This is a genomic window from Streptomyces racemochromogenes (assembly GCF_044129415.1).
GTDB lineage: Bacteria > Actinomycetota > Actinomycetes > Streptomycetales > Streptomycetaceae > Streptomyces > Streptomyces racemochromogenes_A.
Window position 1 is genome coordinate 17,630 of sequence record NZ_JBBDHD010000089.1, and the last position, 12,267, is coordinate 29,896.

Consider the following 12,267-nt stretch of genomic DNA (forward strand, 5'->3'; position numbering starts at 1 on the left):
CATGACTTTCCCGCTTCTGACGGTGACGGCCGCGGTCCCCGCGGTCGGCGCGGTCCTCACCGCCGCCGTCCCGGCCAAGCAGCGGACCGCCGCCAAATGGCTCGCGCTGCTGTTCTCCCTGGCGACGCTCGCCCTGGCCGTGCTCGTCGCGGTCCGCTTCGACCCCGGCGGCGCCCGCTACCAGCTCACCGAGTCCCACGCCTGGATCGCCGACTTCGGCGTCCGCTACGAACTGGGCGTGGACGGCATCGGGGTGGCGCTCATCGCGCTCACCGCCCTGCTGATCCCCTTCGTGATCGGCGCCGGCTGGAACGACGCCGACCCCCTGGAGACGAACTCCTCCCGCTGGCGCCCCACCCAGGGCTTCTTCGCCCTGATCCTCATGGTCGAGGCGATGGTGGTGATCTCCTTCGAGGCCACCGACGTCTTCCTCTTCTACATCTTCTTCGAAGCCATGCTCATCCCGATGTACTTCCTCATCGGCGGCTTCGGGGACCGGGCCCACGCGGGCTCCGACGAGAACGCCGCCGCCCAGCGCTCCTACGCGGCGGTCAAGTTCCTGCTCTACAACCTGGTCGGCGGCCTGATCATGTTGGCCGCCGTCATCGGGCTGTACGTGGTCGCCGGGAGCTTCTCCCTCCAGGAGATCACCGCCGCCCGCGCCGCGGGCACCCTCGACATGGCGACCACCACCGAGCGCCTGCTCTTCCTCGGCTTCTTCTTCGCCTTCGCGGTGAAGGCCCCGCTGTGGCCGCTGCACACCTGGCTGCCCAACGCCATGGGCGAGGCGACCGCACCGGTCGCCGTCCTGATCACCGCGGTCGTCGACAAGGTCGGCACCTTCGCGATGCTCCGCTTCTGCCTCGGCCTCTTCCCCGAGGCCAGCAAGTGGGCCACCCCGGTCATCCTCGTCCTGGCCCTGGTCAGCATCGTCTACGGCGCGCTGCTCGCCGTCGGACAGCGGGACATCAAGCGGCTGGTCGCGTACGCGTCGATCTCGCACTTCGGCTTCATCATCCTGGGCATCTTCGCGATGACCTCCCAGGGCCAGTCCGGGGCGACGCTCTACATGGTCAACCACGGGATCTCCACGGCGGCACTGATGCTCGTCGCCGGGTTCCTGATCTCGCGGCGCGGCTCCCGCCTCATCGCCGACTACGGCGGCGTCCAGAAGGTGGCCCCGGTCCTCGCCGGGACCTTCCTGATCGGCGGCCTCGCCACCCTGTCCCTGCCGGGCCTCGCCCCGTTCGTCAGCGAGTTCCTGGTCCTGGTCGGCACCTTCGCCCGGTACCCGGTGCTCGGCGCCATCGCCACCATCGGCATCGTGCTCGCCGCCCTCTACACCCTGGTCCTCTACCAGCGGACCATGACCGGCCCCGTGAAGGAGGAGGTCCGCACCCTGCCGGACCTGCGCCCGCGGGAGCTGCTGGTGGTCGCCCCGCTGATCGCGCTGCTGATCGGGCTGGGCGTCTACCCGAAGGTGCTCACCGACATCGTCAACCCGGCGGTGCAGCACACGCTGTCGGACGTGAAGAAGACGGACCCCAAGCCTGAGGTCGCCGTCGAAGCCAAGAACGGGGAGGCGGTCAAGTGAGCGCCGCGACTGCTGCCCAGGGCCTGCTGACACTGGCGGCCAACGGACCGGCCGAGAAGATCCCGGCCCCGCACATCGAGTACGCGCAGCTCGCGCCCACGCTGATCGTGGTGGGCGCGGCCGTCCTCGGCGTCCTCGCCGAGGCCTTCGTCCCGCGCAGGTCCCGCTACTACGTCCAGGTGTTCCTCGCCGTCGCCGCACTGGCCTCCGCCTTCGCGGCGGTCGTCGCCCTCGCCGCCGGCGGGTACGCGAACAGCAAGGCGCACATCGCGGCCATGGGCGCCCTCGCCGTCGACGGCCCGGCCCTGTTCCTCCAGGGCACCATCCTGCTGGCCTCGCTCGTCGCCGTCTTCACCTTCGCCGAGCGCCGCCTCGACCCGAAGGCACACGGCAACCGGGTGGACTCCTTCGCCGCCCAGGCCGCGTCCGTCCCGGGCAGCGACAGCGAGAAGGCCGCCGTCAAGGCCGGGTTCACCACCACCGAGGTGTTCCCCCTGGCCCTGTTCGCGATCTCCGGGATGCTGATCTTCCCCGCGGCCGACGACCTGCTGACCCTGTTCATCGCGCTGGAGGTCTTCTCCCTCCCGCTCTACCTGCTCTGCGCCGTCGCCCGCCGCCAGCGGCTGATGTCGCAGGAGGCGGCCGTCAAGTACTTCCTGCTCGGCGCCTTCTCCTCCGCGTTCCTGCTCTTCGGCATCGCCCTGCTCTACGGCTACGCGGGCTCCGTCTCGTACGCGGTGATCGCCGACGTGGTCGACGGCACCGTCACCACCGTCGACCCGGCGCTCGCCTCCACCATGGGCAACGACGCGCTCCTCCTGATCGGTGGCGCGCTGATCCTGATGGGCCTGCTCTTCAAGGTCGGCGCGGTCCCCTTCCACATGTGGACCCCGGACGTCTACCAGGGCGCCCCCACCCCCGTCACCGGCTTCATGGCCGCCGCGACCAAGGTGGCCGCCTTCGGCGCCCTGCTGCGCCTGCTCTACGTGGTCCTGCCCGGGCTGCGCTGGGACTGGCGGCCGGTGATGTGGGGCGTCGCGATCGTCACGATGCTCGCCGGCGCGGTGATCGCCGTGACCCAGACCGACGTGAAGCGGCTGCTGGCGTACTCCTCGATCGCGCACGCCGGGTTCATCCTGGCCGGTGTGATCGCCACGTCGGCGGAGGGCGTCCAGTCCGTCCTCTTCTACCTGGGCGCCTACTCCTTCGTGACGATCGGCGCCTTCGCGGTGGTCACGCTGGTGCGCGACGCGGGTGGCGAGGCCACGCACCTGTCGAAGTGGGCCGGGCTCGGCAGGCGTTCGCCGCTCACGGCGGCCGTCTTCGCGGTGTTCCTGCTGGCCTTCGCCGGCATCCCGCTGACCTCCGGCTTCGCCGGGAAGTTCGCCGTGTTCAAGGCGGCCGCGGAGGGCGGGGCCGGGGCGCTGGTCGTCGTCGGTGTGATCTCGTCGGCGATCGCCGCGTTCTTCTACATCCGGGTGATCGTGCTGATGTTCTTCAGCGAGCCGAAGGCCGACGGGCCGACGGTGGCGGTGCCCTCGCCGCTGACGATGACCACCATCGCGGTGGGCGTCGCCGTCACCCTGGTGCTGGGCATCGCGCCGCAGTACTTCCTGGACCTGGCCGGGCAGGCGAGCACCTTCGTGCGCTGACCCTCCTCGTCGCAGGCCGTGGGCCCGGCTCCCCCTTCGGGAAGCCGGGCCCAGGTGCGTCAGGGCCTAACCGTGGTCGGCGTGCATCGGGTTGGGCGCGGCGTTGCCGGGGCACTTCAGGGCGGTGTTCCAGTTGTGGAAGCGGCCCGCCGGGTTGTCCTTGTACGCCCACATGTGCAGGTCGTAGTGCTTGGGCATGCCCGTCCAGTGACCCGGCATGGGTCCGTCGAAGGGCAGGCCGAACATCGAGGGCCGGTCGTCCTTGGTCGTCAGGTCCTGGTCCCCGTCGCGGACCATCCACTCCACCGTCTGGAGCGTGCGGCGGCCGTGGCGGTCCTTCTCCGTGCTGTAGAGGAGCGCGGTCGGCCGGGCGGGGTCCGTCGAACCCCAGTTGGCCTCCTTGACGTAGTGGTAGCCCATGGCACCCGCCCCGAAGGGGTTGGTCATGCACTCCTGGCCGTGCGGGACGTATCCGTCCTTGATCGCCTCGCGTTCGTCCACGTACTTGGCGGTCACCGCCATGGCCGTGGCCATGTCGCGCATCGCCTTCGCGTCGTGCGGGTCGGGCGCCGGGCCGTCCACGGCGTGCGCCGGGGGGAGGGCGGCCAGGAGGACGGACGCGCCGGCGACGGCACAGGCGGACAGGGCCTTGAGGCCGCGGGGTACGGGCATGGGAGCTCCTGGTGCTCGGGGGTCCCGGAGGGGCTTGCGTTCCACCATCGGGTCGGGTCGGGGGCCGTGCACGCGGCGGGCCGCCGAACGGGCGCCGCCGAACGGGGCGGCCCTAGGGGGAGGTGGCCGCGGGGGAGGGGGCGGCGGAGGGGGCGGCGGCGACCGGGGCGGCCGGGGCGGCCGGGCGGGGGCGGGTGGTTCCGGGACGGCAGACGACCTTCGGGTTGAACGGCTCGAACCGTCCGGACGGGTTGTCCTTCCACAGCCACAGGTGCAGCGAGTAGTGCACCTTCTGTCCCTTGTAGCGGGCGGGCAGCGGCCCCTTGAAGGGCTGGCCGAAGAGGCTGGGGCGGTCGTCGTCGGTGTCCGTCCGGCCGTCCTTGTCGACGACCATCCATTCGAGGCCCACCAGGCTCCAGTGGCCCTTGCCGTCGCCCTCGTAGAGCAGCGCGGTGGGCTTCGCCGGGTCCACGGAGCCGTCATAGGCGTGGTTGAAGTGCGGGTAACCCAGCGCACCGGGACCCCCGTTCGGGTCCACCACGCAGTACTGGTCGGGCACGTACCCGGCGGAGACGCCGGTGCTGTGCCGGTGGTACTTGGCGGTCGCCCGGTAGGCCAGGGCCAGTTGGGCGGAAGGCGACAGCCGGGGCTGGGGCGCGCCGGCGGCCGCCGGCGCGGACGGGGCGGCCGCCAGGGTGGCGGCGGCCGCGAGGGCGAGGGGCACGAGCTTGCCGGTACGAGGAACCATGCAGGCAGCGTCACCGCCCCACCCGCGGCCCGCCACTCAGGCGGCGCGGGTGGCGTAGGAGGGGGCGGGCGCGGTACCGGTGGCGCGGGACGGGGAGGCGGTGCGGCGGCACCACGCCGCGGACGGCCGGGGCAGGGCCGTGACCTGCGGGTTCGGCGGGGTGACGGAAGGATCCGCCACCCCGCCGCCCCCCTGGTGGACTAGCGGGCGCCCACGATGCGGCCGGTGACGTCGCCGAGGCCGACGCGGGTGCCGTCCGGGCCGGGGGCCCAGGCGGTGAGGGTGACGGTGTCGCCGTCCTCCAGGAACGTGCGCTTGCCGTCGGCGAGCTCGATCGCGTCGCGGCCGTTCCAGGTGAGCTCCAGCAGCGACCCGCGCTGGTCGACCTCCGGGCCGCTGACGGTGCCGGAGCCGAACACGTCACCGGTGCGCAGGGAGGCGCCGTTGACGGTCATGTGGGCCAGCTGCTGGGCCGCGGTCCAGTACATGGACGCGAACGGCGGCCGGGCCACCTCCTGCCCGTTGATGGAGACGCTGATGTGCAGGTCGAAGCCGCCGGGACGGTCGGTGCCGGAGTCGTCCAGGTAGGGCAGGAGCGGGAAGTCCCGGGCGGGCGGGGCCACGCGGGCCGCGTCCAGGGCCTCCAGGGGGGTCACCCAGGCGGAGACGGAGGTCGCGAAGGACTTGCCGAGGAAGGGGCCGAGCGGCACGTACTCCCAGGCCTGGATGTCACGCGCCGACCAGTCGTTGAGGAGGAACAGCCCGAAGACGTGCTCCTCGAAGTCGCCGAGGGCCACCGGGCGGCCCAGCTCCGAGGGGGTGCCGACGACGAAGCCGACCTCGGCCTCGATGTCGAGCTTGACCGACGGCCCGAAGACGGGGGCCGGGTCGGCGGGCGCCTTGCGCTGGCCGGTGGGGCGCACCACGTCGGTGCCGGAGACGACGATCGTGCCCGAGCGCCCGTGGTAACCGATGGGCAGGTGCTTCCAGTTGGGGGTGAGCGCGTCGCCGTCCGGGCGGAAGATACGGCCGACGTTGGTGGCGTGGTGCTCGCTCGCGTAGAAGTCGACGTAGTCGGCGACCTCGTACGGCAGGTGCAGCTCGACCCCGTCCAGCGGCAGCAGGTGCGGCTCGACCGTGCCGCGGTGGCCCGGGTCGGTGACCCAGGCGGTCAGCGCGCGGCGCACGTCGCGCCAGGCGGTGCGGCCGGCCGCCAGCAGCGGGTTCAGCGACCCCTGGGCGAGCAGCCCGGCGTACGGGGAACCGAGCGCGACGGCCACGGCCCCCGCGTCGAGCACGTACCCGCCGATCCGCACACCGACCCGGCGGCGCCGCGGCTCCGCCGGCGTGGAGAAGACGCCGTAGGGGAGGTTGTGCGGCCCGAACGGGTCGCCCTCGGGGACATCGAGGGGGCTCTGCTGGGGCATGGGGTACTGCCTCGCTTTCGACGCGGTCCGGGGGTGTCCCGGGGGCTGGCTGACACGTTACGTGGCGCATGGGGTCTGTGGGAGGCCGGATTCGGGCGCTATTTGTAGGACTTGTCCAAGGGGGTCCGTATCCTTGGCGCCGTGACTTCCGCCCTCCCCTATGCCTTGATCGCAACCGACCTGGACGGGACTCTGCTGCGCGCCGGTGACACCGTCTCCGCCCGCTCGTGCGCGGCGCTCGCGACGGCGCGCGCGGCCGGCGCCCGCCACATCGTCGTCACCGGCCGCCCCGTCCCCCAGATCCGGCACGTCCTGGATGACCTTGGGTATACGGGGCTCGCGGTGTGCGGGCAGGGCGCCCAGGTGTACGACGCGGCGCGCGGAGAGCTGCTGCACTCCGTCTCGATGGACCGGGGGCTGGCCGAGGTGGCCCTCGGCAAGATCGAGGCGGAGATCGGCGAGGTGTACACGGCGGTCAACCAGGAGGGGCTGGACGCCGAGATGCTGATAGGGCCCGGCTACCGGATGTGGCACCCGCACCTGCCGACGGTCCGCGTGCCCAGGCGCGGGGACCTGTGGTCGGCCCCCATCACCAAGGTCCTGCTCCAGCACCCGCGGCTGGACGACGACGAGCTGACGCGCGTGGCGCGGTCGGTGGTCGGCGACCTGGTGAACGTCACGATGGCGGGGGAGCACACGGTGGAACTCCAGCCGCCGGGCATCGACAAGGCCAGCGGACTGGCCAGGGCGGCGGAGGCCCTGGGGGTGGCGGCGTCGACGACGATCGCCTTCGGCGACATGCCGAACGACGTCCCGATGTTCGCCTGGGCGGCGCACGGCGTGGCGATGGCGAACGCCCACCGCGAACTGGTCGCCGTCGCGGACGAGGTGACCCTGTCGAACGAGGCGGACGGCATCGCGGTGGTCCTGGAGCGGCTGTACGGCTGAGGCGCCGGCCGCAGCCGGGGGCGGGGGCACCGCCGGGCGGGGGCGGCCGGCGGGCCGGGGCCCGGGGAGGCCCCGGTCGTCACCGGCACCGCCCCGTCCCTCACCGCCGCCCAGCGGGAGACCGCCGCCCCCGCCCCGCAGGGCCGGGGCAGGGCCTCAGCCCGCCGCCCTCGGCAGCCTCCGCTGCCACGTCCGGTGGTACAGGACCTCCTCGCCCTCGCGGCAGACGACCTCGTTCGACGTGGTGAAGCCGCCCTCGTCGCAGGAGATCTCCGACCTGGTCTCCACCCGTACGTCCCAGCCCGGCTCCGGGCGGTGGAGCCGGATGCGCCAGTCCGAGCGGGTCCGGGCGGAGAGGGGGTCCGACTGCTGGATCTCGTACGCCTCGGCCGCCTCCTCCTCGTACTCCAGCCCGTCCGGGTACACCCGCGTGCCCCCGTAGCGGGGGTCGACCTCCAGGCGCCAGGTGCCGCGTGCGACGTCCCGTACGACCAGGCGTTCCGGGCGGGGTTCGTCCAGGGTGGCGGGGGAGGAGACGCCCAGCGGCCGCGCCTGTTCCGGGGCTTCGAAGACGATCCCCTCGGGGGCGGGTGAGGCCGCGCGGACCGGGAGTTCCAGCGTGCTGCCCGCGGGGTCGAGGGTCCAGCCCGCCTCCGAGCCGGCCCGCGGCCAGATCCACGGCCAGTACGCGGAGGAGAGCGACAGGCGGATCCGGTGGCCGGGCCGGAAGCGGTGGCCGATGCCGTTCAGCTCGAAGGTGACGTCCTCCCAGGCGCCGCCGGGCCACGGCACCGCCCGCTCCCGCCCCCGGCGGGCCGAGAGGTTCAGCGCGCCCCGGGTCACCAGGGTCGAGGCCCCGTCGGGGGCCACGTCGCACAGGCGGGCCACGACCTGGCCGTACGGGACGTCCATCCGCAGCCGCAGGGTGACCGACGGGCAGCCCAGGACCTCCACCGGCTCGGCCGGAACGGGGAACTCGAAGCAGGCCGACTTCGCGTCCTCCTCCCGCTGGTCCGGCGGCAGGTCGGCGTCGTTGCCGAAGGGGCGGAACCGGCCGGCGTCCAGCCCGGTGTGCTGGGGTGAGGCGACGGTCACCGGCGCGCCCTGGAGCCCGTACGAGACGGGCACCACCGACGGCGACGGCCAGGCCCTCTCACCGACCCACCGGCCCGGGAGCTGCGCGTAGGTGGTCGCCGGGCGGTGCGAGTCGCTGATCCAGGCGCGCAGCAGCGGCTCTTCCACGACGCCGTTGTCCACCCCCTTCAGCCAGTGGTCCCACCAGCGCAGGGTCTCCTGGAGGAAGCCGATCGCCGGGCCGGGGGGCAGGCCCCGGTCCGGGTACTGGTGCGACCACGGGCCGATCAGGCCGCGGACCCGGCCGCCGGGCAGGGCGGAGACCAGGCGCAGCACGGTGTCCCGGTAGGGGTCGTGCCAGCCGCCCACGGCGAGGACGGCGGCGTGGACGGCTCCGAGGTCCTCGCGGACGCCGCCGTGGCGCCAGTAGCCGTCGCGGGTCTGGTGCGCGAGCCAGGTGTGGACGAGGGGCTCCAGGCCCTCCAGCCGGTCCAGCCACTGCTCCCGCCAGCCGTCCCCGGCGTACAGGGGGTCCGGCGGGCGGGCGGCGGAGGCGAGCACGGCGGCCGACCGGGCCTGCATGTCCACGGCGAGGACGGAGCCGCCCATGTAGTGCCCGTCGTTGTCGAAGCGGTCGTCGGTGGAGCAGACGGTGACCACCGCTTTGAGGGGTTCCGGCGCGAGGGCGGCGATCCGGAGGCTGTTGGAGCCGCCCCAGCCGATGCCGAACATGCCGACCGCGCCGGTGCACCAGGGCTGCGCCGCGAGCCACTCCACCACCGCCACGCCGTCGGACAGCTCGCGGGCGTCGTACGCGTCGCCGGGGCGGCCCCCGCTGCACCCGTGGCCGCGCACGTCCACCCGTACGGAGGCGTAGCCGTGTCCGGCGTACCAGGGGTGGCGCTGCCGGTCGCGCGGGGCGGTCCCGTCGGTCAGCCGGTGCGGGAGGTACTCCAGCAGGGCCGGGACGGGTCCGTCGGTCACCGGCCGCCAGATCCGGGCGTACAGCTGCACCCCGTCGGACATCGGGATCCGGACATCCTCGTGGGCGGTCGTGTACGGGAACTCGGTGCGGATGATCATGGGGGTTCGGTCACGCTCCCTCGGTGGGCTCCCTCAGTGGTCCACCGGGCGGGGCATCGTCAACCAGCCGATGGCCGCCAGAAGGGTGGCGGGCGCGGCGGGGAGGGCGGAGAAGCCCCGGCGCCGGCCCCGGTGCCCGCCGAGCCGGCCGGCGGTCGGAGGGGCGGCCGGTGAAGGCGCCGATGTCGATGGCCGTGCGGTGGAGAGCGGGCGGTGCGGGCGGCGGCGGGCCTGCCTCCGGTGCTTCCGGCTCGTCTCCTGCGGTCGTCATTCTGGACAAATGAGAATCTCCGGTTTTTTCTGCTCTCACCGAACATACCGGTGCGCATCGGACGGTGCGCGCGTGCCCGCCCGAGGGCCGCCGGACGGCTGCCGGGCAGGTGCTCTGCGTGATCGAAAACAGACCCGATACGCTGGCTTGAGTGATGGCAGCGACACATTGACAATCCATGTGATCGTCATCGGATCGTCAGCAGACAGGAGTACCCCTCGTGACCGTCGTCGGGCCGTTCGGACTGAGCGTGCGGGACCAGGCTCTTGAGGCCGATGTCCAGGCCGGACTGGCCGCTGTCGAAGCGGGTCTGCTGGAGGCCACCAAGAGCGAAGTCCCCTTCATCACCGAGGCCGCGCAGCACCTGGTGCGCGCCGGGGGCAAGCGGTTCCGGCCGCTGCTGGTGATGCTCGCGGCGCAGTTCGGTGACCCCTACGCGCCCGGGATCGTGCCCTCCGCGGTGGTCGTGGAGCTCACGCACCTGGCCACGCTCTACCACGACGACGTCATGGACGAGGCGGACGTCCGCCGCGGGGTGGAGAGCGCGAACGCCCGCTGGGGCAACTCGGTGGCGGTCCTGACGGGTGACTTCCTGTTCGCCCGTGCGTCGCACATCCTCGCGGACCTCGGGCCGGAAGCCGTGCGCATCCAGGCGGAGGCCTTCGAGCGGCTGGTGACGGGCCAGATCCTGGAGACGGCCGGTCCGCGCGACGGCCGCGACCCGGTCGCGCACTACCTGGACGTCATCGCGGGCAAGACCGGCTCGCTGATCGCCGTCTCCGGCCGCTTCGGCGCGCTGATGTCCGGAGCCGACGAGTCGGTGGTCGACATCCTCACCCAGTACGGCGAGCGCCTCGGCACCGCCTTCCAGCTGGCCGACGACGTCCTCGACATCGCCTCCGACTCGCACGAGTCGGGCAAGACCCCGGGCACCGACCTGCGCGAGGGCATCCCGACGCTGCCCGTGCTGCGGCTGCGGCAGACGGCCGAGCGGGAGGCGCGCGAGGAGGACGTGGAGCTCGTGCGCCTGCTGGACGGGGACCTGACGGACGACGCCCGGCACGCCGAGGTGCTCTCCCGGCTGCGGGTGCACCCCGCGCTGGAGCAGGCCCGCCGCGACACCGTCCAGTACGCGCAGGACGCGCGTGCCATGCTCGCCCCGCTGCCGGACTGCTTCGCGAAGTCGGCCCTGGAGGAGCTGTGCGACGCGGTGGTCCACCGCGCGGGCTGAACCTCCGCCCCCCCACGTACCGCGACGGGCCCCTCCGCCTCCGCGACCCCTACGGGTCGGGGGAGAGGGGCCCTTCCCGTGTCATCCCACGGTCGTACGCGGAGTTGATCCCGGGGACTGACGCCCCCCGCCCGCCGATTTGGTCAGATGGATCCATCGAAACCCCACCGGATCGGGTGAGTGCGGCGACAACGGTCGCCGCCCTGGACAAGAGGGCAGGGCTCTGAGATGGCAGCGAACACGAAGACCTCGCGCAAGGCCGCGCGGTACGCCGTACCGGTCGCGGTGGCGGGGGTCGCCGCGGCAACCGTCGCGATGGTCCCGGCCTTCGCCACCGCCGGCGGTCCGGACCTGCCCAAGGTGACGGCGCAGCAGCTGATCGAGAAGGTCGCGGCCTCCGACGTGCAGCAGCTCTCCGGCAGCGCCAAGATCACCACCGACCTGGGCCTGCCGACCCTGGCCACCGGGCTGCTGGGCGGCTCCGGGGTCACGGGCGGCTCCGCCAACCCCGAGGACAAGATCGCCCAGCTGGCGAACGGCACGCACACGCTGCGCGTCGCGGCGGACGGCCCGGACCGCCAGAAGCTCACCTTCCTCGACGGCAAGGACGAGTACACCCTCGTCCACAACGGGAACGACGTCTGGGGCTACGACAGCAAGTCCAACGAGGCCTTCCACGACAAGACCGACCGCGCGGGCCAGAACCACAAGACCGGCGACCGGCTCGCCGCCTCGCCGCAGCAGATCGCGCAGGACATCCTCAAGCAGGCCGGTCCGACCACCGACATCGGCGTGGGCGACACCGCGCAGATCGCCGGGCGCGACGCCTACCAGCTGGTGCTGAAGCCCAAGCAGAGCGGTTCCACCGTCGGGTCCGTCCAGATCGCCGTCGACGCCGCGAACGGGGTGCCGCTGCGGGTCCAGCTGCTGTCCAGCCAGGGCGGCAAGCCCATCGCCGAAGCGGGCTTCACCCAGGTGGACTTCGGCAAGCCGGCCGCCGACTCCTTCGCCTTCACCCCGCCCAAGGGCGCCAAGCTCACCGAGGGCTCGCACCCGGGCCTGGCCGGCAAGGACGGCAAGGACGGCAAGGCCGGCAAGGACGACGAGCGCTTCAAGGCGCTGGAGTCCCTGCCCGGCTTCGGGCAGCTCGCCGGCGGGGCGCACGGCAAGGGCGACGTGAAGGTGTTCGGCGAGGGCTGGTCGACGGTCGCGCGGATCGACTCCGGCGCGGGCGTGAACCTCAAGGACGTCGAGAACGACAAGAACACCCCCAAGGAGGCCAAGCAGTTCCTCAACTCCCTCGGGGACAAGGTCCACGGGAAGTTCGGTGAGGGCCGGATCCTGTCGACCCGCCTGGTCAACGCGCTGATCACGGACGACGGCAAGGTCTACGTCGGCGCGGTCACCAAGGACCAGCTGGTGAAGACGGCCGACTCCGCCAAGTAGCGGCGGCGACGGACGGGGGTGGGGGGGGGGGGGGGGGGGGGGGGGGCCCGGGGGGGGGCCCCCCCCGGGGCCCGCCCCGCCCCCCCCGCGGGGGGGGGGGCGTGGCCGGCGCTGGCCACTC

At 73.0% G+C, this 12,267-nt stretch carries 10 protein-coding genes; 5 read left to right on the forward strand and 5 right to left on the reverse strand.

Annotation, left to right across the window (positions count from 1 at the left end; all coding sequences use genetic code 11):
* Window position 1 precedes the first annotated feature (1 nt).
* Together WDV06_RS26625 and nuoN are read left to right on the forward strand one after the other, a co-directional pair.
* Window positions 2-1,594, forward strand: coding sequence for an NADH-quinone oxidoreductase subunit M (locus tag WDV06_RS26625; protein ID WP_395512317.1), 1,593 nt, complete (start codon window positions 2-4; stop codon window positions 1,592-1,594).
* Entirely contained in the window at window positions 1,591-3,246 is a 1,656-nt protein-coding gene (gene nuoN, locus WDV06_RS26630; protein ID WP_395512318.1) for an NADH-quinone oxidoreductase subunit NuoN, read from the forward strand. The genes WDV06_RS26625 and nuoN overlap by 4 nt, the downstream gene beginning before the upstream one ends.
* Window positions 3,247-3,312: 66 nt before the next feature.
* Here the strand turns inward: nuoN and WDV06_RS26635 are convergent, their stop codons facing one another.
* The 4 genes from WDV06_RS26635 to fahA form a co-directional block, all read right to left on the reverse strand.
* Window positions 3,313-3,918, reverse strand: coding sequence for a hypothetical protein (locus tag WDV06_RS26635; RefSeq protein ID WP_395512319.1), 606 nt, complete (start codon window positions 3,916-3,918; stop codon window positions 3,313-3,315).
* Window positions 3,919-4,030: 112 nt separating this feature from the next.
* Complete coding sequence (locus WDV06_RS26640; protein WP_395512320.1) at window positions 4,031-4,666, reverse strand: hypothetical protein; 636 nt, start codon at window positions 4,664-4,666, stop codon at window positions 4,031-4,033.
* 36 nt (window positions 4,667-4,702) lie between these two features.
* Window positions 4,703-4,846: a hypothetical protein gene (locus WDV06_RS26645; RefSeq protein ID WP_395512321.1), complete on the reverse strand. Its 144-nt coding sequence runs from the start codon at window positions 4,844-4,846 to the stop codon at window positions 4,703-4,705.
* A 20-nt stretch (window positions 4,847-4,866) separates the two neighbouring features.
* Window positions 4,867-6,093: a fumarylacetoacetase gene (gene fahA, locus WDV06_RS26650; protein WP_395512322.1), complete on the reverse strand. Its 1,227-nt coding sequence runs from the start codon at window positions 6,091-6,093 to the stop codon at window positions 4,867-4,869.
* Window positions 6,094-6,234: 141 nt separating this feature from the next.
* On the opposite strand from fahA, the gene WDV06_RS26655 reads away from it, so the two are divergent.
* Entirely contained in the window at window positions 6,235-7,041 is an 807-nt protein-coding gene (locus tag WDV06_RS26655) for an HAD family hydrolase (protein ID WP_395512323.1), read from the forward strand.
* A 156-nt stretch (window positions 7,042-7,197) separates the two neighbouring features.
* Here WDV06_RS26655 and WDV06_RS26660 read toward each other — a convergent pair whose 3' ends face one another.
* Window positions 7,198-9,198 (reverse strand): CocE/NonD family hydrolase, encoded by a 2,001-nt coding sequence (locus WDV06_RS26660; protein WP_395512324.1) that lies wholly within the window; start codon window positions 9,196-9,198, stop codon window positions 7,198-7,200.
* 491 nt (window positions 9,199-9,689) lie between these two features.
* Between WDV06_RS26660 and WDV06_RS26665 the strand changes: the two genes are divergently transcribed.
* Both WDV06_RS26665 and WDV06_RS26670 read left to right on the forward strand, forming a co-directional pair.
* Window positions 9,690-10,700, forward strand: coding sequence for a polyprenyl synthetase family protein (locus WDV06_RS26665; protein ID WP_395512325.1), 1,011 nt, complete (start codon window positions 9,690-9,692; stop codon window positions 10,698-10,700).
* 228 nt (window positions 10,701-10,928) lie between these two features.
* Window positions 10,929-12,146, forward strand: a complete 1,218-nt coding sequence (locus tag WDV06_RS26670) for a LolA family protein (protein WP_395512326.1) — start codon at window positions 10,929-10,931, stop codon at window positions 12,144-12,146.
* Window positions 12,147-12,267: the final 121 nt, after the last annotated feature.